Origin of the sequence: Mycoplasmopsis felifaucium ATCC 43428, assembly GCF_000687775.1 — a bacterium.
GTDB lineage: Bacteria > Bacillota_I > Bacilli_A > Mycoplasmatales > Metamycoplasmataceae > Mycoplasmopsis > Mycoplasmopsis felifaucium.
Genome location: NZ_JHXS01000002.1, coordinates 34,611 through 61,468, shown reverse-complemented (window position 1 = coordinate 61,468; position 26,858 = coordinate 34,611). Strand labels below are relative to the sequence as shown.

Sequence of the window (26,858 nt, the reverse complement as noted above, 5' to 3'; positions counted from 1 at the left end):
TCATTTCTGCGTGTATAACATAAGGATACTTAGTGTGTGCTAAATCACCTTCTCTTTGTCAAGGAAACTCATCATTTCCTTTAGGCATACCGTTATATCCTAAAGATATAACTTTTTTATCTTCATTTATAATACAAGCTCCAACTTTAGTACTTGGATCTTTACTTCTTAAAGCCGAAACTTTGGCTAAGGCCATAAAATAGCCATCTCAATATAATGCATCTTTACTCATAGCTTAATTTTACATTTTTTTATATTTTTGAACCAATAAATAAGCTCTATACACAAAAAAGCTGAAAAATTGACTATAATTATCATAGTTAATTAAGGAGATCAATATGAAAGAAACACAAACACTATTATTCGGAATGCCTAACTCTGAGAAGTTAGCTGAAAAAATATCTAAAATTATTAAGTTACCATTAACAACTTTAAAAGTAACAAAATTTGCTGATGGTGAAATTATGCCAGTTAGTGACATAGCAGTTAGAGGGAAAGATGTATACGTTGTAGCAAGTACATCTAGACCAGTTAATGATAATTTAGTTGAATTATTATTATTTATCGATTCATTAAAAAGAGCAAGTGCTAAATCAATTACAGTAGCTTTAACATATTATGGTTATGCTCGTCAAGATAGAAAAGCAAGCGGAAGACAGCCAATTGGTGCTAAAATGGTTGCAGATTTATTACAAACTGCTGGTGTAACAAAAGTTATAGCAGTTGACTTACATAACACAGCTATTCAAGGGTTCTTTAACATCCCAATTGATGACTTAAGAGGTCAATTTACTTTAGCAAGAGCTATCAAAGCAACTCACGAAAAATTCACAGTAGTTTCGCCTGACCACGGTGGAACAGTAAGAGCTAGAGCTTTAGCTGAATTAATTTCTAACGATATTAAAATTTGTATCATTGACAAAAGAAGAGTCGGAACAAACCAAACAGAAGTTATGGGATTAATTGGTGACATTCAAGATCAAAATGCCGTGATCATTGATGATATTATTGATACGGGTGGAACAATTTTAAAAGCCGCTGAAACATTAAAAGCTAATGGGGCTAAAAAAGTTGTTATTGCAGCTACCCACGGTATTTTTAGCAAAGGATTTGAATTATTTGAAAATAACCCTGTAGTGGAAAAAGTTATTATTACTGACTCTATTGATAACTCTGCTTGAGCAGGTAAATACAAAAAACTTGAAATTATTAGCCTTGATGAATTTTTAGGCAATGTAATTGATTGTTCAATTAACGGAAAATCAATTTCAAAACTATATAATAAATATTCAAAGGAATTCCACAGTGATTCAGAATAATCAGGTTGAATTTATATTAGAAAAATATAAAGACCAAATCCCTAAACTTAAACAGTATGCTCATATGATTTATGAACAAAATCAATTAATGAATATTACTGGTTTTAAGACAGAAAAAGAAATTTTTGAGCAAGGTGTATTGTGTTCATTATTAGTTTTTGAAGAGGCTTCTAGATTTCAAAATATAACATTTGAAAATAAAGAAATTTTAGATATTGGAGCTGGTGCTGGGTTCCCTTCAGTGCCACTATTAATCGCATTAAATAATAAATTTCATTTAACAATTATTGAAAGTATTACAAAAAGATGCGAATTTTTATCTAAGATTAAGAATACATTCAATCTTAATATAACAGTAATAAATGAGAGAGCTGAAAATGTTAAAAACGCAAATGAAAAGTTTGATATCATAACAGCTAGAGCTTTAGCTACAAGTACTATTATTTATTTAATTTCAAATCATATGTTGAAACGAAAAGGGCTATGAATATTACCTAAAGGTAAAAATTATCAACTAGAAGTTGATGAATTTAAAGATAAGTTTACTCTAGAAAAAAACTTTATTACTTCGTTCAATTATTTTGATCAAATTCAAAATGATAATTCTGCTTTAATAATTATTTCAAAAGAAAAACCGACTCCAAGAGGTTGGCCTTGAAACTGATCAAAAATTAAAAATTATTAGTTGCTTTAATAGCAACTAATTTTATTTCATTTATACTAAAAACGCTATAAAACAGATTAATTAGTTAAATAGAACAGATACACAATACTTTATCAATTAAGATAAATATGAAAATTTTCATTTATTCATATATATATATATATATGAAAATGTTAAATTCTACTTAATAAAAGTTTAAAGGGTTATAATTAAACTATGTCTAAACTTAAAAAACCAAAAATAATTTTTATTGATCTTGATGGAACCGCAATTGATTTAAAAATAAAAGGTCATAAAAGAATAAGTCTTGAAAATATTAAATATATTGAAAAAGCAAGAGAACAAGGTATTGAGGTTGTTGTATCAACTGGCAGACCACCTATTAAAGCAACAAATGTCTTTTTAGATCCTTTAAGATGTACTGACAACTTTATAGGATGAAATGGCACGACTATCTATCAAAATGGTGTTAAAATTTTTGAAAAGTCCTTTGAAAAAGATGTTATTGATAAAATATTCCAAGAAATTGAAAAATATAAAATTAGTGTGATTTTCAATTCTGACACTAAAAATTATTCATTTACATCTAGCTGACTTTTATCAATAGGTTTAAAATGAACAAGAGGTCAAGCCAAAAGATATAAAGACTTCAAGAATAACTTTACAGTTAATAAAATGGTGCTTTGACATCCTCTAAAAGAAAGATTAAATCAGTTCGCCAATGTATTAAAAGAAAAATACAGAAACATCTGTGAAATAGCTTATACTGGAAAATTTGATTCTGTTTTAGAAATCACTCCTAAGGGGTGTTCAAAAGGAGAATCAGAAATTAGATATGCTAAAGCGAAAGGAATTGATCCTGCAGATTGTGTGCATATTGGTGACACATTAAATGATGCAACTTGTTCGGGTCATATTGGTACATTAATTGCTATGAATAATTCTTGTAAAACTTTAAAAATGATCGCTGATTGTATTTCGCCTTTTAAAAATAAAAATGCTGGTTTAGGTAAAACTATTGAATATTACTTTTTAGATAATAAAACTGATTTATAGCAGTATAAGAAAAATCCCTCAATTAGATAAGGGATTTTTTATTTTTCGTGGAACAAATTAATATCGTCAGGATGAATAGGTTTTTCATTAACTTGAACTCTGTCTATTCTGCCTTCAACAACGTGAACAACTCTATCAGCCATAGCTGCCATTACTGGGTTATGCGAAACCATAACAATGGTTGATCCTGTTTCTTTGTTAATTTCGTAAAGCAGTTTTAAGACAATTTTAGTAGTGCTTTCGTCAAGTGCTCCAGTTGGTTCATCAGCAAAAATTATTTCAGAATTCTTAGATAAAGCTCTCATTATTGAAACTCTTTGTTGTTGACCACCTGACATTTGAGAAGGAAATTTATACATTTCTTCTTCCATTTCAAATCGTTTAAATAATTGAACAATATCAACTTTTTTAGCAGGATCGGTTTGCAAATAAGCACCGGTTTCAACATTATCATAAGCATTTAGATTTGCTAATAAGTTGTAATTTTGGAAAATAAAACTAACGTGTTTTCTTCTAAAAATAGTTAACTTATTATTTGACATGTAAGGCAGATTTTCATCACAAACAATAACATCACCTTTTGAAGGTCTATCAAGCCCGCTAATTAGATTTAATAACGTACTTTTACCGCCACCCGAAACACCTAAAATAAGTAATAGTTCACCTTTTTTTACGTCCATACTTACGTTTTTAAGTACACGAGTTACAACGTTATCACTAACGTAATACTTACTTACGTTTTTAACTTCAATGATTTTTTCGCCTTCATTTTTTAGGTTATAATTTTCATCTTTTTTTCTTTTATTTTTATTAATTTTAGTGAGCAGTTTTGCAACTGGTTTAGGAACAATAATATTCTTTTTTGCGCTTTGTGCGTCAAGGATATCAAAAACATTTTGCTTAGAAATTTTAACCTTACGGTCAAGTTCTAAAGTATGAGCTTGTTCTTGAATAATTTGCTCTATTTCTTTTTCAGTATTTATTTGTTTTTTACGAGGTTTTTTGTCTTTCATATTATTTCCCTTTTAATAAGTCTACAGGTTTCATTTTACTGATACTATTTCAAACAGCAATAGACGTTATTCCAAAAATACTAAACATTAATATTGTTGTAACTAAAATATGTCATCAACTTAATGATAAAGATAATGCAATTGCTGATGTTGAAATCAAGAAGAAGTTGAATGAATAAATCATAAGCATAACAATTGGAATAGCCACAATTAATGCCAGTAATAAGAATGGAATAAAGGTTCCAAAGAACATTTTAATTTTTTCTTTAGTTGTATAGCCTAGAATAGATCAAATGGCTATATTTTTCTCGTTTTCACTAATCATAATTGTGGCCATAATCACAAGAATAATAAGCGATATAGCAAAACAAACAATAATAACTGATAAACTTAATTTCTCAACCGTATTACCAATTTGTTTGGTGAATCCTACTTCAATATCTTTAGAATCAATAGAGGTTCCTAATGCTACATATAATTTATTATTATAAATATTACTAAAGTTCGTTATATGATCTTTAGCTGCTAATTTTGCAGCTTTATAAAATTCATCAGAATAATTAGAAACATTCGGATCAATAAATTTAGCAATTTCATCAGGAGTTAATTTAGTTTGTACTGCCAAAACACCTGTTCTAACATCAAATATTTCATCAAACATTTTTTCAATTGTGCCTTTATCTAAAGTACTTAAATCAAATCCATCATATCCAGATCAGTAACCACTAATTGAATATAAAGAAGTAGAATCCGTTACTTGTGCCGGAGCGTCTTTTTGAGTAATAATGCCATTAAATAAGTTTGCTTCGTCAAAACCAATGATTTTGTCAGCAGCAGTTTTAGTTGTAATTAATTCATTATTTATGAATGTAGGATTTATACCAATAACTTCAAACATTACATGTTTATTTTTATTAAATTGTTCTTTCAACTCGCTTAAATATGCAGGGTCATTAGCATAAATTTTTTCTTTAATATTTTGCTTATATCTATCAACTCTATTGTTAATATCAAATGTTATTTTAGTTCCTACTTCTCAGTTATATTTCTTTCTAGATACTTCATTAATTACAAGAGGATAATATCCAGAATTATTTGAATTATAGCTATATAGCTTGTCATATAAATCTATGCCGTTTTCGTCAATTAATTTAACGAATGCTTTGTCAGGATTTATAGGTTTTTGATAACCATAAATTTTGAAGTTTTCACTAGATCTAGTAGCACTTAAATATGTATAAGTTTGGTCATATTTAGGGTTATATAATACACCGCCAAAACTAATGAAATAATCATTAACTCAAGGTTGATCTAACCTAGATTTATCTTCTAATCAGTAATTTGAAGCATTTGTATTCTCTGTCCAATTTTGGATTGGATTTACAATTGGTTCTTTGTTTAAAATTGCTGTTTCATGGCTCTTAACAACAAAATTAATTTTCCTGTATCCATCAACAATAAATTGTCTATAAAGGTTTCTTACTTCAGTTCCTGTTTTAATTGCAGTCATAACATATTCATTATTTTGTGAATCTCAAAGAGCATATTTGAAACTGCCTTGTTTATCATATGGTGATTTATAGTATTTAAAGAATGAAGATTTTTGCCCTTCTTTATTTTCATATGACATTACACCATTTGCATCAACTTTTAGTAAGAATCCATCTGTTTTATAGGCACCATCATCATTTAGGTTTTGACTTCATTCAAGTTCATAGCCAACTTGATCTCTTAACTTATCAATTTTTGTTTTTTGACTATCTGGCATACCATTATAAGCAACCAACCAAGGATCAGCAGAAACTCCAGCATCTACAGCAACATTTACGGAAAATTGAGTTAATACATGCGGAGAATTAGGTTCTGGATATCCATTTAGATTATTTGCATTAATAATATTTGAATAACCTGGCTTAAAGTAGTCGGCCGATTCTCTATTACCTTCAGATAAGTCACCAATAGGCGTATAAATAAGATTATTTAGATTATCAACACTATATAGACTGTAATATCCGCCTTCAGATGTTGGACTTTCTAAATCAATCTTAAATTTGTAATTTCTGTTTTGATATGTTTTATTTATAGTATTTGAAAATGTTTTAATATTTGCAACACCGAACATAGTGGCAACAGATGTCAATAACACACTAGCACTAAATGACATTAATTTTCAAAATCCAGTATATCTTAGAGCAAAAGAGAACTTGTTTTTGATATTTGACTTTTTATGAAGTTTAGATAACTTAGAATAAGCTTTTCCAGTTGGAATTGAAAACGACTCAGTTATCAATTCATTTGGTTTTCGTTTTAGTTCAATTAATGAAACAACAATAATGAGCAAACTCATTGCTATAAATGGAACCAAAACAGTCATAAATAAGGACGTAAAGTCAAATGGAACAGCAACCTTAGGAAGCGTCCAATAAGATGAAAATATGTTCTGTAAGTACAGCTGTGCTCTATTTCCAATTGTATATCCGAGCACTCCACCTATAATTGCAGTTACCATTGCAAAAACAGTCATAGATAAAGCAATCTCAACTGGTCTATATCCTTGGGCAACTAAAATCCCTAAAACTTTAGCTTTATTTGCTATATATCTTTTAATAATGAAAATAATTGAAACACTAACTAAAATAATAAAAATCGTCATTAAAGTAATAGTTGAAACTGAAACAGTATTGATAATGCCTTGTATCGTAGTAATTCTAATTGCTCGTTCTGGGTTAACTGGATCCATTTCGTCAAAAATGAACACTCTTTGCAATTTATTGCTATCACTTATGGAACTGTCAACAATTTTTATAATTTCATTTTGCAGTTTTTTATTTGAAAATTTTGAACCGTTTTTAACTAATAAACTTTTCTTAACGACATTACCTTGATATGCAGCAACAATTCTAGAAAAACCTGAATCATTAACATAAACTAAGGCTTGATTTGATGTATTAACTTGTAAATTATTTTCATCAATAACAGGGTAAATATAATCAATTGTCGTATCTTCGCCAACTATAATAAATTTAATACCGTTAACATCTAATAAATATTTATCATCAAGTTTATTGATAAGACTTTCAATTGCAATATTATCGTTTGGAAGCTCACCGTCGTAAATAGATTTATTGTTTTGTGCTAGATAAGCATAATTAACTTTTGCAATATAACTTTGTGCATTATTAAACACTATATCTTTCATTTCTTTAGGTTCAACGATCGATCCTATTACATCATTAATTAGGTTAACTATATCTAAGCCGAAGATTTTTTTATTTGTTTTATTATTTGTAAATAAAGTTCAGATTTTCGCTCCATCTAAAACGAGAGTATTTTCCTCGCTGAAATCAAGTGGAACTTTTGAAGTGTCGTTATTACTTCAAAGATTTTTAAATACGTTTTTAAGACTCGTTTCGTGAACTCTAATAATTTCCTCAAAATTTCCAATCTTGTTATAAATAATATTTGCTAGGTTCCCATTTTCTTTTCCAAGTGCATCTTTTTCACTTACTACATAAGACATTAAGACTTGTGGAAAAGCCGTGCGTAAAACAGGATTAATTATTATTTCTGAGATTCCAAATAAATCAATTGAAAATGGTATATTAAATCTTTTTACTACGCTAGCAATGATTTCTCTCGAATTTCAAAATAAGTCATTAGAAATAACATTGTTTATAAAATTATGTATTACGTGGTAGTAAATACCTTTTTCATATTGTGAATTGCTTGAATATTTTTTGCTTGTGGCTATTAAGCCAAGTAATTTTGTGATTGCTATCTTATTCTTAAGAATTATTTTTTTAACGTTTTCTTTTGTATTAAAAGTATTTTTTACAGCGTTATTAATAAAATTATTTTGACTATCTACATCAAATATATTAATTAATTCTGGATTATTAATTCCATTAATTAATCCAAAACCTGTAGAAGTAGCAAACGGAATATTTTCACCAGTACTTAGCTTATTCAAAATGGTTTCAACTTCAGGATCTATAGCTAGATTGAATAAATTATTAAGCATTTCAACAGTTTCATTTTTAGTTAACGAATCTCCATTGTTTGCCAAATTAATTCAAGGATTATACAAACTAAACGCTTGTGCACCTAAAGCATACTCATTAGAAATATTTATTGATGATGCTGATGATAGAACATTTTTTATAAGTTTTCAAGCTGTATTACCGGCATCAAAATCATAAAGATCAAGTAAATAATCGGTCGCTGTTTTTTCTGTGTCTGGAATTAATTTATTAGTTGCCCCTTTAGATTGATCAATAATAAATTTAATACCTTTAACGCTGTTTGATAGGTCTGTTCAAGTTTTAGAATTTATTAAATTATATTTCTTTAATAAATCTAATTGGTAAGCGTCAAGAATAAGATAATTTAATTTGTCTTCTTTAAAACCAGCAAGCTTCGCAACAATTTCTTCTAACTGTTTTACGTCTTGTTCAATATCAAAGTTAACAAAACCTGTTGATGCAGCAGTTTTAAGCGAATTTTGAAAAATATCAAGAAAATCAAATAATCCTAATTTTTCATCATCGTTTGCTGGAATTATTATAGTTGTTTCATTACCGTTAAGTGTAATTGTTTTTTCAATCACTTTTGAAGATAAGTTAAGCATTTTAACTAAATTATTTTTGAACTCTTTGTTTGTGCCAGGGTTATAAAATAATCCATACATTAAAGCCATCATACCATCTGAAGGTTTTAAAACTTCAATAGATATTTTTTCGGTTAAAACTTTATTTTTATTAGTTTCTAGATCAAAAACACTTTTTTCGTATTTAATATATTCCTTGGAAATATGTTGGTTAATATATGATGCAATTATATTAAAATCAATATTTTGAATTATATTAGTAAGACCTTCCTTGAAGGTATCATAATTGCCATTAACTTTAATTTTATTTAATATATTATTTAAATCATTAGTAAGCCAAGGAACGAGCACATCAATTATTTTTACAAGTAAGCCATTATGTGTTGATAGATCTAATTGTTTATCAAAATCAATATTTTGAATTAATTGTTTTAAGCCTGTTTTAAGGGTAGATTGGTCAATTGATTGAAATAATCAATTAATTATGCTCCCTGTCGAAAGTCTATTAATGTACTGATCATTTTCATAAAATTCTAATTTGCCAGCTGATTTGTTATATCAATTTCTGGCTAAATCACTAAATTTTCTATAGTCAATTGAAATAATAATATTTTCAATTGCATCAATAAATGCAATCGGGTTTATTGATAAATTAACTAAATCTGAAGCACTAACATATTTAGAAAGATCAATGTTGCTTAAACTTTTAATAAATCCAAAAATATTATTAACTTCTGAAGCTAAATATTCTTTTTGCGATTCTAATGTTGTACCTGAAGAAACTATTTTAGCTTTTACTCTTTCAAATATACTTATTAAAATACTTTCAAAAACATCACCAGAATCATTATGTGTTAATTCATAGAGTAAATCAAAAATTAATTTAGATAAGATATTTGCGTTTATTTTGCTTGACGAGAATACATTAGCAAAATTATTGTTATTTAATGCTACTTTTAAAGCATTCGCTAAATAAATTACTTGATCAGGGCTAATAAAGCTATCTTTAACTAAGTCTGAATTTAAAATATATTTTTCAATTGATTCAGCTAAATAATCAACTTTACCATATTTTAAGATTTCATTAATTAAGTCTGCTTTTGGAGATAAAAATTCAAGTGGTACATAATTGATATTTGATAACTGAGGGTCTTTTGCAACTCAACCTGATCCATCTGTTCTGATATAATGAGTAGCAATTGTTAAATTATTTTTTTCTAAAAATCTTGTAAGAATTCCTTTATCAAAATAATCTTCTTTAGATGCAATGGAATTGGTTTGTCAAACTAATGAACCGTTATAATCAACTAATGATACTAATTTATAGTTGTTTTCATAAAACATTAAACCAAGATTCAGAGACTTATAGTCGCTTTCTAATTCTGATTCACTCTTTTGTTTTCCATCTTTAACAAAATAATGATTTAATAAAACAATTTTAGCTTGATTTTTTTCTGCAGAACCATTTTCAACGTTGATTTTATAAACATTATCAAAAACATAAACAGGTTGTATGTAGTTAGGGTTTGGATATAAATTTCTTCCTATCGATTGAATTAACATTGAGGCTATAGTAGGAGGAATTTGATTTTGATTATAAATTGAATTGTTAGAATTATCAGTTAATTTGTTAAGCGGAGATGATTGTTTTTGTTCATTGTACAATTTTCCAACATTCAACTTAACACCGTCAACTATATTATTTTCATCACCTGTGTTTATAAAGTGAAACACATTTTGCTTTTTAGTTTTTTCATTAATAGCATCAACAGTAATGGTTTTTCTTAAGCCAATATTGTCTTCTTGAACTAAATCTTTAACTTTTGAAATGATTATATTTTTTGTAACATCGTAAGCGTTTAGCTTAATTATGTTGTATTTATCATTTTTAATATTAGCATTGTTTAAAATTTCTAACTGTTGAGCTTGTGTTAGCCCTAATGATTGAATGTACGAATCAATATTTTTAATCGATAATGCATCAGCTTCAGGTAAATTATAAATTTCACCACTTGGGTAATTAGTTCTATTTTCAGCTTTAGAAGTAAAAAGTTTTACACTTAAATCTTTTTCATCAATTGAGACCAAAACATTTGATGTTGTTTCCAAGTTGTCTATGTATTTTGTTATTGTTGTAGTTTTATATTTTCTTCAATATGAAAAATTTTGTAAATTATTTCAAGTTTTTAATGCTCTATCGTGATCTGGTTTGCTAGGATCATTAGCACTATCTTGCAACTCGTTCATAAATGTGGCAAATGCACCTGATCACATAGACTTTGAATCACCTATATAAGTAGTATGGTAATTTCACCTTTGGAATGTTGTTTCACTTCTGTTTCTAGCTAATAAGTTTCTATTAATTAAAATTTGATTATTTGGCTGTATAGTTAATTTTACTTTTTCAGCTGTTTTAAGGTTCTTATCGTAAAAATCACTCAAAATTCATTGTTGTTTTATTTTTAAATTTTCGTTTAATGTTACAAAATTATCTTCAGGATAAACTATAAATTTAGATAAATTTTCACTAGTATTCGACTGTTTAAATACAAATTTATTATCGCCAAAAGGACTAAATTGAAACGCTTTTAGTCAAATTTCAGCAGGTATTAAATAACCAATTCCTTGGTCTATCCATAAGTTTCCTTTGCTGTAATCAATTGTAATTTGTTGTGTTTTTAGGTTTATGAATAACGGAACAACTTGTTCAGCTAATACAGAATCAGCACCATCAATACCACTTTTAACAACCATTAAATCGCCTACAGAATACTGTTTATCAAATGATAAAATTGTGTTATTTCAAACTGTTAAAGGAGATAAGATTTTTTGAAATTTCGAGTCATAAATTTGAAAATTTCTCTCATTAGCCAAAAATTGAAATGAAGCATTAATTAAATCATTTTCATTTTCGCCTAAATTAAACTCCACTAAACTATTATTATTGTTCGCTTTATAAATTGAATAAAACACTTCTAAATCAGACTTTTTAATAAATTTTTCTGATGAATTATTTATTAATTCTTGACCGTTTTGATATCTAAAATTATCTAAAGAAATATATTCGTTAGAAGGTAAATAAAGGATATTTTTAGAAATTGGTTTATATTCATCAGTTGGATTCTTAACATAATACTCAATCGGAGTATATTTTTCTACACCATCTTTGCCGATTACTTGACCATTAACAAAATAACCTTGATTATAGGCTGAACCTTGCGTAGGTAAGTTTAAATCCACAACAATGTCGTGCATCTTAGATACTTGCTTATAATTATTAAACCCAGTTACGATTGTTGATCTTAAAGCAGATAATAAAGTAAACACTGCCGAAGTTAGAAAAATTAATATAGCTAAACCTATAACCATAACTTTATTTTTGGCTAAAGATTTGAAAACTTCTTTAAATAATCTCCACATATCATTTCCTTAAAATAAATATATTAAATTATATATTAATATTTATTAATAATAATTTAGCTACATTTTATGAAAAAACAAAATAACCCTAGAGGGTTATTAGGTATTATTCGGTTGGTTTAATATGTTCTGCATCATCTTCGTCTAAAAGTGAATCCAAGTCAATCATAACTTTTTCGATTGGCTTGTGTTCTTTCTCTGGAGGTAATTTCATATTGGTTGCTATGTATTCAATTTCTTCGGCAACAATAGTTTCTTTTTCTAATAATGCAGATTTAATTAACTCATGTAGTTCTTTATTTTCATTAATAAGTTTGGTTGCTTGTAATTCAGCTTCCATAATTATTTTTCTAACTTCTATGTCTATTTCATGGGCGATTTGGGCAGAAACTTGTGTTGATTTTAAGTAGTCTCTACCTAAGAATGGCGATCCTTCATCTTGTTCGTATTGAACAGGGCCTAAAGAAGACATACCTCATTCAGTAACCATTTTTCTAGCTAGTTTAGTTGCTTTTTGGAAATCATCAGACGCACCAGTTGAAACATTTTCTTTACCATAAATAATTTCTTCAGCCACTCTACCACCCATATAGCTTGTAATAATAGCAATTAATTCTTTTCTAGTTAAATTGTATTTTTCTTGCTCAGGTGTCATTAAATTATAACCACCAGCTTGACCACGAGGAATTATTGTAATTTTTTGAACTTTATTAGCTCCTGGCATTTTTATACCGACTACAGCGTGTCCTGCTTCATGGTAAGCAACCATTGTTAACTCTTCTTTAGTAATTACTCTATTCTTCTTAGCGGGACCAGCCATAACTCTATCTATAGCTTCGTCAATATCTTCTCTTTCGATAATGTCTGAGTTTCTTCTAACTGCTAATAAGCTAGCTTCATTAATCACATTTTCAAGTTGTGCACCAGAATATCCTGGAGTTCTTTTTGCTACTTGTGATAATAATACTTCTGGAGATAATCTTTTACCTTTAGCATGCAATTCAAGAATTTCTTGACGTTCTTTAGCATCAGGAAGACCAACTGTAATTGATCTATCGAAACGTCCTGGACGAGTCAATGCAGGATCTAAAACGTCAGTACGGTTTGTTGCAGCAAAGAATAATAAACCATTATTCTCTTTCATACCATCCATCTCAACAAGTAATTGGTTTAATGTTTGCTCACGCTCATCATGACCGCCACCAATACCTGATCCACGAGTTCTACCTATTGCGTCCAATTCATCTATAAAAATGATTGCTGGGGCATTTTTACGAGCTTCTTCAACAACTGTTCTAACTCTTTTTGCTCCGAGACCAACATACATTTCTACAAAGTTTGATGCTGAAATAAAGTAGAAAGGAACATTAGCTTCACCCGCTGTAGCTTTTGCTAATAATGTTTTACCAGTGCCTGGAGGACCACCTAATAAAATACCGTGTGGCATTCTTGCACCAGCAAGTTCATATTTCTTAGGATTTTTAAGATAATCAACAATTTCACTTATTTCTTCAATTGCTTCTTTATTTCCAGCTATATCTTTAAAAGTTTTGTCACTTTTAATCTTTTGAGCAGGGTTTTTTCCTTCACCAAGTTCTCCGCCAGTCATCATATTCATACTTCTTTTCATCATGCCACGATATAATCATCACATTAATAAAAATAGTATTAATGTAGGTAAAATAGCAAAGAATAATTGAGACCAAATTGATGTTTTTTGTTCTACAAAATTAATTACATTTAACTGTTCTTCAACTAATCCTGGTGTAACTGTACCTGCATTTGTTTGTCATGAACCTGCAAATAATGCTCCTCATTCAAACTTAGTTCCAGCCAAGTCAAAACCTACAGTATTTCAGCCTGCTTGTTGAATCTCTGTTGTTAAGCTTCTAATAGTATTAGCAGACACACTTAACGTAACAGGTGTTGCTTTTCCATTATTTACAAAAATGTATTGAACAATACCATAGTAAGTATTAATATGAATGTTTTTTATGTATGTATTGTCTGTTTTACTTTTATTCGCTTCAGCAAAATTACTAAGAAGTGTTTGCACATTATAAATTCTTGGCTCGGGCTTAAATTTGTTATACAAAAATACAGCAAGAAGAATTAAAGCAATTGATGCAATAATGGTTCAAACAACAATTTTTATGGCTTTAGCTCTTTTTTGATTTAAATCCATGTTTCTCCTTTCAATTTATTAATATTATAAATTAAAATAAATATTAAATATGGTCTCTAAATGAGTAATTTCCCATGTTTTTTAATTAAATAGGTATTGTTTTTTAACAAATATTTTGCTGTTCTGTTTTTGGAAGTTATGAACTTAATAATTGATTCGATTTTATTTGATCGTAAATTTATATGATTATAATTTTGATGAATAAACTTATAAACAAGCTCTTTTTGAAATTTTAAATCATTAAAAATTTTTTGTTCATACGAGTTTTGTTTTCAAATAGAAAATTCCAGTTCAATTTCGCCTTGCTTTAAATATAATTCATCATTCTCGTTGTTTATTTCTTGAAATAATGTTTCTTTTTCCAAAAAAGTTTTATTTTTTAATTCTAAACGAATTTGATTTCTGGTGCAAATTGGCTCATCATTAGTATAATCCAGTGCATATTCAATATTATTGTTTCTTAAAAATTCCAGAATTTCACTTTTATAAAATTTGTCTACAAAAGGTCTTCACACGTGCATGTTTTCCACTATATTTTGGCTTTTAATGCCGTAGTATAGCATTTTACGCCCGGATCTTTTTTGCATAATTGCACTTTCAATAAAATCGTCTTTGTGATGTGCTAAAACCAATGATTCGCAATTGTGTTCAACGTATTTTTCTCTAAAAAAGTCAAATCTTATTTTCCTAGCTCATTCTTCAAAATTACCTGTTTTATAGGTATTTTTAGGAACTTCTAATAGATAAAAGGGAATATCTTTGTTATTACAATACTCTTTTACTAAATTAGAATCATAATCCGAATTTTCACGCACATTATAATTTACTGTTGCAACAATAATTTGTTTTGGATATTTTCGGCTCATATATTCTAATAAGAACATAGAGTCAGGTCCACCACTTATACCTAATAAATACATTATTTCTTCCTATTAACGTTGAAATTGTTCATAACTGTATTTATATCATTAAAAACAAATGACATAGCGGCTTCCGAAGCTAATTCAAGAACTGGTTCAATTATTTTAAACTCATCAATAGTGAAGTTTGATAAAACATAATTTCTTAATGGGACAGTTTTAGAAGTTCCTATTCCAACTCTCAATCTTTTGAAATCATTTGTTTTAAAATGATTCATTATACTTTGAATTCCATTATGTCCACCGCTACTTCCACCAATTTTAATAGCCGCTTGGCCTATTTTAAAGTCTTTTTCGTCATAAATAACGATAATATCTGAAGAATCAATTTTATAAAAATTAGCCAAAGCATAAACAAAGTCTCCGGAATTGTTCATATACGTCAATGGACGTGCAATTATTACATCATCGCAAATAACAAACTCACCGTTAAATTTTTCTTTATTTAATGTAATATTGTTCTTTTGACAAATTTTATCAACTGCTAAAAAACCTACATTATGACGAGTAAATTTATAAGATTCACCTGGGTTCCCTAACCCTACTATTAATTTCATACTACTCCTTTAAAAATTCAGATATGTTTGTGTAAATTGGATTTTCATATACAGAATTAACTATTTTTTCAATATATAAAGTGCTTGAACCTAAAAGCATTAATTCATCTTTAGCTCGCGAAACGGCGGTATACAATAATTTTTTAGTAAGCATATGTTCCACTTGTTTTTTAAAAATACCAAAAATTACACATGAAGCTTCAGATCCTTGGAATTTATGAATTGTGATTGCATAAGCTAACTTTAAATTTTCAAGAATCTCAGATTTTGAATATTCAACTACTTTTGTCCCAAAGTCTACTTTGATTTCTTTAGTTGCGTTGTTAATTGATGTAACATATCCGATTTCACCGTTAAACACATTTTTATCATAGTCATTAACAAGTTGAATTACTTTATCACCTATAAAAAAGGTGTGTTTGTTATTTTTAGTTTCTAAGATCAGATTATCTTTTAATCCACTATATGCAACATTTCAAGACTGTAAAATTGAATTAACTGCGTTAATACCTACGCTACCGATATAAGCAGGAAGTAATAAAACTACATTATCAATACCGTATTGTTTAACTTTATCTTCATAAATATATGGAATTTGTTTTAAAAATTCAGAATTATTATATTCAATAAAAGAAACACAATCGCTTTGCAAGATAGGTATCTTATTTCTATTTATGTCTACAAAATGATTAAATATATCTAATTTTTCAGTTCTATAAACTTCGTTTAATTTAGTTAGTTTAAACCTCTTAGATTCAATTAAATCATGTAATAAGTTCCCGGGTCCAATACATTGCAACTGGTTTTCGTCTCCAACAATTACTAGTTTTTCTATCTTTTTACAAATATCAAGCAATAGATAAAAAATATTTAAATTAACCATTGAAAACTCGTCAATAATTACAACTTTAGCGTCGCTATTTTGTTCATAAGATTCAATTAGTTCATCATCTTTTGATAATTTTAAATAGCTGTGAATAGTTCTTGCTTCGATTGGGCACTTTTTGCTTAAAATTGTTGCGGCTCTACCTGTGGGAGCTAATAGGGCTATTTCCTCTTTAGAATAATGCTTACCATCTATTAGAGTTCTAATAATATGTGAAATTACATAACTTTTTCCTGTTCCAGGATAGCCTGAAATAATACTTATTTTTTCTTTTAAAGCTGTTTCATAGGCTTTTTTTTGATTTTCAGAAAATGATTCAGAATATTTAATATCATAATTATTTCTGTCTTTGGACGAAGATAATTCAAATAGTTTTTTAGCGATAAAATTTTCTTTGTTTCTAGTAGTCAATAATGAAATTCTTGAAGTTAAATTGTCATAATATAATTCTCTATTTTTTATCATTGATTGAACAACTATAGTTAATTCATCGTAAGAAGTTACAGCAACATTAAACTCTTTTAAAGTTTTATATGTTAAATTAAAAATTTCAGATGTTGTAAAACAAGTGTTATTATTCATCATTAATTCTCTAAAAGTTTTATATATAAATGCTCTAATTCGCTTATTTATAGAAATATTTGGATCAATTAACTTAGCAAAAGTGTCCACTTCTGTGAAGTCAAAATTATAATCTATGTATAAATCGTAAGGATCTTCTTTTTTGAAAATTTCAATAAAGTTTTGTTGTCCGAAGACTTGAATTAATTTTGAATGAAAAAGAGTTAAATTATTATCTACAAAAAAGCTAAGAGAATCATTTTTGTAAGTTTCACAGAATTTTTTTAAATTATCATAAACAGCACTTTTTAATTCTTTTTGGACTTGTTCGGGGTTTTCTAATAATGTTTCTCAAATTTCTGTGCCTAGGTGTCTTTCTATTTTTTCCATAGTTACAGCCCCTAAACCAGAAACATTAGTTAAAATTAAGTTTTTAATTTCCAAACTTGATTCAGGCTTGTAAACACTAACAGACTCTAACATATATGTATTTCGGTTTGTTTGTGGAGTTATTTCTATATTGTAATATGTTTCTAACTCAATTTTAGTTTTCTTCATATAAACGCTATAACTTTTACTGTTCTCATCAACAAATGAACAAAAAGCATAAGCTCAATTTTTATCGGGCCCGCCTGATAAAATTTTTCTAAAGCGTCCTTTTAAATTCAAAAAATTATTCATATTTATTAATTATAAAAAAATAAATTTTTTTAATAAAAATTAATATGTTCGTCTATTAAAACCAGATAATTGTTAATAAATATGTTTATAACTGTGTGGATAACTTGTTATTAAGTAACACTTTTTAAATATTTAATTAAATTATAAATATATAAATATATCATTTAGATATGTCAATAAACGTCAAGAATGAAAAAGAAATATTAATGCAGTCATACACACAAACTTTTTTAAATATTTTAGTAAGCGAAATTAATGATCCTTTAATGTTTAAATCATTTTTTAACAATCTAAAAATTGTTAATGTTGAAGGTTCACACGTGACTATAGGGACAACCGTTAAACTTACTAGTATTTCAGCAGTGGCTAGTGTTTACGAAAATAGCATAAATAAAGCCTTAGAAGAAACTTTTGAACATCCTTGTACATATGGATTTGAAGATATGACAACGATAAATTCAAACAAAAAGAAGAAGGAAGTTTCTTTAATAAAAAGTGAACTGTTCAATAGTGATATAAATAAAAATTTAACTTTTGAAAACTATGTTGAATGTGATTTCAATAAAGAAGCAATAAGAGTTGCGAATTATATTATTGAAGGCGGTAGAGAATATGTACCTATATTCATTTTTGGAAAGTCAGGATTGGGCAAAACACACTTAATGCACGCAATCAGTAATAAATTAATAGAAGAAGGTTCAAAAGTTAAATATATAAATGCAAACTCTTTTTCTAGAGATATAAGTGTTTTCTTACAGGAAAACGACCAAGTCAAACTTAAAAAAATAAGAGATGAATTTGACGAATCGGATGTTGTTTTGTTTGATGATTTTCAAAGCTATGGGATTGGTAATAAAAAAGCAACTATTAATTTAATTTTTAACATATTAGACTATAGAATAAGTTCAAAAAAACTAACTATTGTTTGTTCAGACAGGCCAATTTATTCATTAAATAATATGTTCGACCAAAGATTAATAACTCGTTTATCAATAGGATTACAACTTGAAATTAAAGAACCAATTCAAGCTGACTTACTTAAAATTTTGAACTTTATGATAGATAAAAATAATCTTAGTCCAGAATTATGAGAGAAAGATGCTAAACAATATATTGTGAGAAATTATGCTAACAGTATTAGGTCTTTAATTGGTGCGGTTAATAGATTAAAATTTTATAACACTGACATAATCAAGACAAATTCAAAATATACACTTACGGTTGTAAACTCTATATTGAAAGATATTCAGCAAGTTAAAGAAAAAATTACACCAGATATGGTTATTGAATATATAGCAAAATACTATAAAGTCTCTAAAAAAGACATTTTAGGAAAAACAAGAAAAAAAGATGTTGTATTAGCAAGACATATAGCTATGTGATTAATTAGATCTCTTATTGATGTTTCATTAGAACAAATCGGCAAAATATTTGGAAATCGTGACCATTCAACGGTAACAAATGCTATTAATAAAATAAATAAAGAATCAGATCAAGGTGACAGTTCATTAAAAAGAACTATCTCACAAATTAGCGATGAATTATATAAAAACAAATAATCTATAAGTTATTAACATTATAAAAAACAGCAAAAAGTTTGTTTTATGATGAAAAAATGTTAAAAATAATTGTTTTTCGTTTTTATAAACATAATCACAAAATATATCATATATATAAACAAAAATTAATGTGAGGAAATATGAAAATAAGAATAAATAAAAATGTTTTAGATAATGTAATTGAAATAGTTTCTAGATTTACAGATCCAACAAGTTCTTTCTTTAGTATGCGTTGTATATTAATTTCTGCATCAGAAGAAAAAATAATATTTAAAGCTTGCAACGAAGTTACATCAATTATTAAATATATTGATGTTGATGATAATGATGTTTTTGTTGAACAAACAGGTGAAATTTTAGTTCAATGCAATTTGCTTAAAAATATAGTTAAAAAATTAAGTGGTTTTATTGAATTAAAAACTGACTTAAACAATAATTTAGAAATATTACAAGAAGATTCTAGATATAACCTAAATACTTCTGATATAAACTCATTTATAAAAATAGATGAAAACTTAAATATTAAAAAATTTGAAATCGATACTAACGAATTTAGAAAGGCAGTAAAAGATGTTGCATTCGCTGCAAGTACAGAAGCTAATTTAATATATAAATGTATTAACTTTAAGTCAAGTGGTTCTAGATTAAATTTAGCAGCTACAGACGTCTATAGATTAGCTTACTATAGTATTAATACAGGTAAGCAGTTAGATGAATTTAATTTCAATGTAAACGCTAAAGATGTAAAAGAATTAATTCCAACTGATGCACCAGAAACAATTACTTTATTTTATAACTCTGTTAAGTTTGGGGTTGAATATAAAAATACAATTACTACAGCAAGAATTACAGATTTACCATTTCACGATATTGAACAATTATTTAATCAAGTATTAAGCGAAACTAAATATAAATTAACAATAAACAAAAAAGAAATCAATGGTTTATTAAATAAAATTTGATTAAATACAAGTGAAAAACAAAATAGAATTGAAATAAAAATTAACAAAAATGAATTAAGTATTTATAGTCGTTTAGATGAAATAGGAGATTCGTTTGTAAAAACATCTCAATTTAATATTGAAGGTGGTTCAATGATCTTTGATATTAACTATAACTTTTTAAAAGATGCTTTAAATATTTTAGATGACGAAATAATTTTTCTATTTGATGATAAAATACAAAAAATTCTTGTTTTATCTAAATCAAATCCAAATTCTAAACAAATAGTTACGCCGATGAGAAGATAATTATGGGACCAGAAATTTATATTAAAGATAACTGCATTGAAATAGGTAAATTAATCAAAAAAATAGGTTTGGTTTCAACAGGTGGACAAGTAAAATATTTCTTAGAAACTAATAAAATTTTAATTAATAATAATAAACCAAATGGCAGAAGCTCTAAAGTTTATGTTGATGACGTAGTATGAATCAATAATGAAATATATATGGTAAAACAAAGCAAAAAATAAGCACACAAATGTGTGCTTATGTTTATTTTTAAAGTAATTTGACGCCTTCATTAAAAGCTTCTTGAAGTTCTTGTTCAGATCAAATACTTACTTGAACTTCACCAATATGTTTCTTTTCAAGAATAAACATACTTAAGCGACTTTGTCCAATTCCACCACCTATTGTTAAAGGAAGTTGATCATTTAAAACTTTTATATGATATTCGCCTAGATCTGAAGCTTGTTTATTTTGATAATTAAATTGATCTTGTAATAATTTTGAATCAACTCTAATGCCCATTGAGGATATTTCTAACGATTTATCATTTACTTCATCATAAAAGATTAAGTCACCATTAAGTTTCCAATCGTCATAGTCAAATGCTCTTTTAGATTGTGGTGTCCCGTCTGGTAGTTTAAAGCCTATTTCATAGATGAATACAGCTGTTTTATCTTTTGCTATTTTATCTTCTCTTTCTTCAGGACTTAAATCAGGGTACATATTATAAAGATCTGTGGAACTTATAAAAAATAATGTTTTTGGAAGCTTTATTTTAAGTTTAGGATTAGCAAAAACAATTTTATTTTCTACATATCTAATAGCGTTATAAATTTTATTAACTATATTCTTCAAAAATAAAATATTTCTGTCCTCTTTTTCAATGATTAATTCTCAGTCTCATTGATCGACATATAATGAATGTTTATAATCAACTTCGTCATCTTTTCTTATAGCGTTCATATCGGTTCATAACCCTTCACCTGCCGAAAAGTTATATTTTTGAAGTGCTTCTCTTTTTCATTTTGCAAGAGAATGAACAATTTCAATTTTTTGATCTCATTGTTTGGGAGAAAATGAAACAGGCTCATCTCCATTTAACCCATCATTTATTTTTGAACTACTTGTAACGAATAAAGGAGCTGAAACCCTCGTTAAGTTTAGTTCTTTATTTAATTGTTTAGTAAAAGCAAATTTTAAATCCTGAATTGCTTGCTGTGTTTCTTTAATATTTAATTTTGATTGGTACATTAATCTCCTATTTTCCATTTAATTCTACAAATGGTTCTTGTTCCAGATTTACCTTTAAAACAGTTGTTTTCTTCTTGTTTAATAGCATTAAAACAAGGACTAATATATAAAGCGATAATGAAATTACTTGTCAAGTAATAGCACTTAAATATTGCGGTTGTATTCCGTTATTAAAAATGAATGACAATCAGTAGCCACATCAAAATATGTTTGCAACTACAAATACAATAACCATCCCTAATGACATCCCAGAAAAATCTTTTGATTCTATTGATTTTAATACTTGAGGTAAGAAAGCAAAAGTTGTAAGAATTGGAATTATTTGCCCAAAAATTGCTTGTAATAAACTTGGAGTTTTTAATTCAGGTTTAGCTAGACCGAAGATAGCTGCAATTGTTATTAATGCCATTGATACTGAAGAAATAGCTAAAACAATTCACTGTTTATTTCTACGATTAGCGACACTAGAATATCTATAAATTAGCCATAACACAAAAATATAGATTGTTCCGCAAAGTATGTTAGCTATAACTAATATAAAAATTTTCTGTGAGGGATCAAAAGCCCCAATTGCTATTCAACCTAAAATACCAACAAAGAAAATTCAGAAAGAATAATATTTTACTAGTCCTGCTTTCTTCGTTTTAAATAAGTGAATTGCTTGTGGTAATCCAATAATAATTGTCATGCACGCCCCTAAAAACCCACAAATTATAATAAATCATCCTGATACAGGGTGGTTGGCATTAATGTAAAAAGAGTTAAAAATTTTATTCATCATAGTTTAAAATTATATATTTTATTTTATTAATGAATTAATTAATTCATTAATTTCATAGGCTTTTTGGTATAAAATGGCGTGTCCACAATTTTTTAGCTCAATATATTGATTTCTCGGGAATTCAGATTGTATTTTGTTTATTTGTGAAGGAAGTACATATTTATCATTTTCGGTATAAACAATGTAGTACTGTTTAGATTGATTAAAAATTAGTTTAATAGACTCAGTGAGGTAATTGATATTCAAAATTTGATTATTAACTAAAAAAGCATATTTATTGTGGTTTTCACTAATTTTAATCTCTAAATCTTTTGATATAAGTTTGTATCTATCTTTAAAAGTTTCAGTAGGCTTATAAACTAAGTTTAGATATGAATCTAAAATATCATTTGAATCATTGGGCAAAAGTCATTTATGTAACTGTTCCTTTTGCTGAACATTGTCCACTAGAGCATAATTTAAAGGTGCTAACATTATCAAGTTTGTAACATTATTTAAACTGTAATTATTTAAACCAAGGACGCTACCCATAGAGTGAGTAAGTAAAATTATGCTTTTGTCTCCAAAAAGCCTATGAATAAACTCTTTTAGAATATTATTATAATATTCTAAGGTTATTGGTTTATTGTTTGTTGATAAACCACAACCAGGTAAATCTAAGCCATATATGACATATTTGCGATTTTTTTGAAATATTAAAGGCATGACAGTCTTACAACTGTCATTATAGCCGTGAATAAACAAAACAACAGGTAAGTTGTTCGGATTATCTTCGTAAAAGTAATGGATGTTTTCATCCATTATTTTAATATTTGAGTACATTTTAGCCTCTAATAAGCGAGAATAATTCTTCTTTAGTAATTGTGCCGAAGTATTCTTCTAGGTTAATGTTGTTTAAAACTGTCATAATAGAATCATCATCATAGTGAACACCTGAAAAGGCTTTTTCAATGTCATTTAATTCTTGTTTACTCAAGAAGTCACCTTCAAATTTAATATTTTTAATATAACCATCAACAATTTGACCTTTAACGGTAATTAAACCACCAGCAAATTTTTCAGTGTTTGTGTAGTTAAAGTCAGCAAACTTGTCAAAAATTCATTCATCAGACTTAAATTTATTTGAAAGTTCATCGAATTTTTGTTGATATTTATTCATCGGTATTTCGTCAAGGTGCCCGAATGAGTTTTGAGTAAAGTATTTAATTAGTTTTTGTTTGAATTCTGCAACTGTCATTTTTTCTGGTAGTATATCAATGATATTAGCGACTCTTGCTCTGTGTGATTTAATACCTTTTGATTCATATTTAATTTTATTTGGATTTAAGGCTTTTGCTAAGTAAGTCATATCTACATTAAATAGAAGAGTACCGTGGCTAACGATTCTGTGGCCTTGAATATATTGTGCGTTTCCGCTTATTTTACAACCATTTGCGAGAATATCATTACGTCCGTGGAATTCCGCTTGGATACCTAAAGAATTTAAAAATGAAATAATAGGAGTTAAAAATCTTTGGTAGCTATTGTCATCTGATTTATCAGTGATGAAGCTAAAATTAAGGTTACCTAAGTCGTGGTAAACAGCCCCGCCGCCTGATTTTCTTCTTGCAAGAGTAATATTATGATCTTTTACGAAATCAAGGTTGATTTCTTCATACATGTTTTGATTTTGTCCAATAATAATTGAATTATCGTGTTGGTAAATTAACAAGACATCTTCTGTTATGTTTTTGTCATTCATAATGATGTTTTCAAGAGTTAATGTTTCGTATGGAGAAGTGTTTTTAATGTTAAAAATTTTCATTTTGTTCCTTTTAATATGTTTTTTCTGCCTTTTAATTATATATAAAATAAAAAGAATAAAAAGCTAGCTTAGCTAGCTTAAAATTATATTTTTGATTCCTTTTGAAGATATTTTCTTCTATAGTAGGCTGTCTTTTTGAAGTAATGAATTCCAAGGGTTTGACCAATTGTTCAAAGACCTGAAATAATTCAATAAATTTGAACACCAGCACTAAAGATAAACGTAATGAAGAAGAATAGAAGAGACATAATAGTTTGTGTTTTGTTTTGTTTCTTCAATGCTTTTGCTTCCTCAAGATTTGTACGCTCTTTGAACTTCTTCATAGTAAGTAACTTAGGCAAGAATTGTGAAATACCTTGAACAATACCTACGACAATAAGAAGTCCTAAATATGGTCATTCTGTATGGAAGAATAAACGTTGTCATGAGGTTTCGGCAAATGACATTCCAAGTCATACGGTTGACTTCATATCTGGTAATGCTTGGATAACACGTCAAATAGCAAGGAACACAGGAAGCGAAATTATCATTGTTGCAAACGCATCAAGTGGATTAATCCCGTTTTTTTTGTATAGTTCAGCTATCTCTGCTTGTTGTCTTGCTTTCATTTGTTTATTATTTTTAAACTCAGCATATTTAGCATCAATTTTTGCTTTTTTAGATTTAAGTTCTTCTTGTTTTGATTGATTGACAGTTGACTTAAATGTCACACCTAGCATTAAAGCACGAAGTACGATTGTAATTACTAAAATAGCTATAATTGTGCCTCACCCGCTTCAAATTGGAATTGCTGTAGTTAATGCACTTGATATATATGCTAATGGTCAAACAAATAAACCGTAGAATGGACCAAGTTTTCAAGCTGTTCCCCAATCATAAATTACTCTTTGAGGTTCGCTATTTAATGGCATATTCGAAAGTAAGCTTTGTTTTACAGTCATTATTGAGCCGGGTGCTGGCGAAGTTATAGTCAAGTTTTGACTTAAACTTGAGTTAGCTCCTTCAAGTAATTTTTTATAACCATTTAATTTTGCCACCGCTTCATCTAACACTTTTTTATTTTCAGGTGTTTTCAATGAATCATAGGCTACTTGTGCATTATTAACTATATTTAGCTGGTCATTGTAGTTTTTAAGTGCTTCGTCAAATTGATTTACCAATTGAATTTTCACTGGATTAATTTGATTTTCGGCTACAAAGCCTGTTCTATTTATATAGTGAGAAATATTTTCAGTATATTTCTTTAAAGCAACATAAATTGTAGGTGATAAAGCTAGGGTTTGCATTTTAGTTTTATCTTTTGAAGTTACTTGAGCAACAACATATTTTGAAAGTTCTGAATAATTATTAACACCATATTCAGTTTTTGCTTCTTCAATTGCTTTAGTATAGAATGATGAATTTTCTGAATAGAATGTTGAAGTAGCTAACGCTTCAAAAATATCACGTCTAAATTTACCGAGACCATATTGATCGCTATTTACACCAGCATTATAGTAGTAATTATTATCAGCAACAGTTAATGTAGAAAGTTCTTTGTCAAATTGAACATCTCTAGCAGTTTTGCCTGAACCAACGGTGATTTTGTCTTTAAATTTACCACTAAGTAAAATACCAGTATTAGTTTTATCGTCAGCATATGCAGATAAATTAAGTTTATATTTATTATCTGCTTTATCATACACAAAGTATGAATCAAAATTAAAACCAGGATCAATATAGCTTCATTCTTTTAATTCACCGGGATTATAAATAGATTCATATTTAAAACCTATTACAGTTTTTTCATCAGTTTCAACAGGTACAGTTGCAAAAATATATTTATTGTTTTTGTTGTAAACAGCTTGTTGTTCACCACCAATAATTTGGTTGTTAGTGTCAAATAATTGTAATGCAGTATTAATATTTTTATATGCACCGTAGACACCGTTATATTCAACTGTTTGCTTTTGAATATCTGTTAAAACATTTCCGTATAATCTTCTAGATAAATTAAAGTTTGCTGATTGATGTTCTTTAAAACCAAGAACATTATTTTGTTCAAAATTAAACTGAGTAGTATCTACTCCATCAGATTTTAATTTTTCAATTTCAGATTTAGATAAGGCATTGTTTGCCTTGAAAGTAGTAACGTGTGGACTAACATTATCTTTTGATGTGTAGAATTCTATTCCACCACCAGTATAGTTTGACGTCTTAATAACACAGCTTTGGATGCACCCTGTTAATGAGAAACCAAACAGCATAACATAAAGAACTATTTTTAGTCAAAATCAAATCTTTTTTCACAAACTTTTCTTTTGCTTCTTGATTTGATCTTCTTTAGAAAAATAGTTAAAATTATCTGATCTGTAATCTTTCAT

General features: G+C 27.8%; 17 protein-coding genes and 1 pseudogene. 6 read left to right on the top strand and 12 right to left on the bottom strand.

Translation table 4 applies throughout. The annotated features are described in order from the left end of the window. Positions 1–232: pseudogene (locus tag T390_RS0100560) on the bottom strand (cytidine deaminase); the annotation flags it as partial. Positions 233–338: 106 nt separating this feature from the next. Here T390_RS0100560 and T390_RS0100555 point away from each other — a divergent pair. The 3 genes from T390_RS0100555 (at position 339) to T390_RS0100545 (ending at position 3,039) form a co-directional block, all read left to right on the top strand. Beyond that, entirely contained in the window at positions 339–1,319 is a 981-nt protein-coding gene (locus tag T390_RS0100555) for a ribose-phosphate pyrophosphokinase (protein ID WP_027334611.1), read from the top strand. Then, a complete protein-coding gene (gene rsmG, locus T390_RS0100550) occupies positions 1,306–2,004 on the top strand; it encodes a 16S rRNA (guanine(527)-N(7))-methyltransferase RsmG (RefSeq protein WP_235732210.1) in 699 nt (232 codons plus the stop codon). Before T390_RS0100555 ends, rsmG begins: the two co-directional genes overlap by 14 nt. A gap of 195 nt (positions 2,005–2,199) precedes the next feature. Further along, the gene (locus T390_RS0100545) at positions 2,200–3,039 is read left to right on the top strand and encodes an HAD-IIB family hydrolase (protein WP_027334609.1); all 840 of its coding nucleotides are present in this window, start codon (positions 2,200–2,202) and stop codon (positions 3,037–3,039) included. A gap of 38 nt (positions 3,040–3,077) precedes the next feature. On the opposite strand, the gene T390_RS03655 is transcribed toward T390_RS0100545, so the two are convergent. The 6 genes from T390_RS03655 to T390_RS0100515 all read right to left on the bottom strand — a co-directional run bounded on the left by T390_RS03655 (position 3,078) and on the right by T390_RS0100515 (position 17,868). Beyond that, a complete protein-coding gene (locus T390_RS03655) occupies positions 3,078–4,052 on the bottom strand; it encodes an ABC transporter ATP-binding protein (RefSeq protein WP_036435910.1) in 975 nt (324 codons plus the stop codon). A gap of 1 nt (position 4,053) precedes the next feature. Continuing rightward, positions 4,054–12,078 (bottom strand): ABC transporter permease, encoded by an 8,025-nt coding sequence (locus tag T390_RS0100535; RefSeq protein ID WP_027334608.1) that lies wholly within the window; start codon positions 12,076–12,078, stop codon positions 4,054–4,056. A 106-nt stretch (positions 12,079–12,184) separates the two neighbouring features. Then, positions 12,185–14,263, bottom strand: coding sequence for an ATP-dependent zinc metalloprotease FtsH (gene ftsH, locus T390_RS0100530; RefSeq protein WP_027334607.1), 2,079 nt, complete (start codon positions 14,261–14,263; stop codon positions 12,185–12,187). A 56-nt stretch (positions 14,264–14,319) separates the two neighbouring features. Further along, entirely contained in the window at positions 14,320–15,183 is an 864-nt protein-coding gene (tilS, locus tag T390_RS0100525) for a tRNA lysidine(34) synthetase TilS (RefSeq protein WP_027334606.1), read from the bottom strand. Then, positions 15,183–15,740: an aminoacyl-tRNA hydrolase gene (gene pth / locus T390_RS0100520; RefSeq protein WP_027334605.1), complete on the bottom strand. Its 558-nt coding sequence runs from the start codon at positions 15,738–15,740 to the stop codon at positions 15,183–15,185. The genes tilS and pth overlap by 1 nt, the downstream gene beginning before the upstream one ends. Position 15,741: 1 nt before the next feature. After that, positions 15,742–17,868, bottom strand: a complete 2,127-nt coding sequence (locus tag T390_RS0100515; RefSeq protein WP_051590828.1) for an AAA family ATPase — start codon at positions 17,866–17,868, stop codon at positions 15,742–15,744. 170 nt (positions 17,869–18,038) lie between these two features. On the opposite strand from T390_RS0100515, the gene dnaA reads away from it, so the two are divergent. From dnaA to T390_RS0100500, 3 genes are all read left to right on the top strand, one after another. Then, complete coding sequence (dnaA, locus tag T390_RS0100510) at positions 18,039–19,427, top strand: chromosomal replication initiator protein DnaA (protein WP_027334603.1); 1,389 nt, start codon at positions 18,039–18,041, stop codon at positions 19,425–19,427. Between the two features lie 140 nt (positions 19,428–19,567). Then, positions 19,568–20,677 (top strand): DNA polymerase III subunit beta, encoded by a 1,110-nt coding sequence (dnaN, locus tag T390_RS0100505; protein WP_027334602.1) that lies wholly within the window; start codon positions 19,568–19,570, stop codon positions 20,675–20,677. A 2-nt stretch (positions 20,678–20,679) separates the two neighbouring features. Beyond that, positions 20,680–20,901, top strand: coding sequence for an RNA-binding S4 domain-containing protein (locus T390_RS0100500; RefSeq protein WP_027334601.1), 222 nt, complete (start codon positions 20,680–20,682; stop codon positions 20,899–20,901). 28 nt (positions 20,902–20,929) lie between these two features. Here the strand turns inward: T390_RS0100500 and T390_RS0100495 are convergent, their stop codons facing one another. The 5 genes from T390_RS0100495 to yidC all read right to left on the bottom strand — a co-directional run bounded on the left by T390_RS0100495 (position 20,930) and on the right by yidC (position 26,858). Then, complete coding sequence (locus tag T390_RS0100495) at positions 20,930–21,910, bottom strand: aspartate--ammonia ligase (protein ID WP_027334600.1); 981 nt, start codon at positions 21,908–21,910, stop codon at positions 20,930–20,932. Positions 21,911–21,917: 7 nt separating this feature from the next. Then, positions 21,918–22,691 carry a PQ-loop domain-containing transporter gene (locus T390_RS03650; RefSeq protein ID WP_051590827.1) on the bottom strand — a complete coding sequence of 258 codons (774 nt, stop codon included), beginning with the start codon at positions 22,689–22,691 and terminating at the stop codon, positions 21,918–21,920. Between the two features lie 18 nt (positions 22,692–22,709). Continuing rightward, positions 22,710–23,513, bottom strand: coding sequence for an alpha/beta fold hydrolase (locus tag T390_RS03970; protein WP_051590826.1), 804 nt, complete (start codon positions 23,511–23,513; stop codon positions 22,710–22,712). A gap of 1 nt (position 23,514) precedes the next feature. Beyond that, on the bottom strand, positions 23,515–24,495 hold the full coding sequence (locus tag T390_RS0100480; RefSeq protein WP_027334599.1) for a lipoate--protein ligase: 981 nt from the start codon (positions 24,493–24,495) through the stop codon (positions 23,515–23,517). An 83-nt stretch (positions 24,496–24,578) separates the two neighbouring features. Further along, positions 24,579–26,858 carry a membrane protein insertase YidC gene (yidC, locus tag T390_RS0100475; RefSeq protein WP_027334598.1) on the bottom strand — a complete coding sequence of 760 codons (2,280 nt, stop codon included), beginning with the start codon at positions 26,856–26,858 and terminating at the stop codon, positions 24,579–24,581.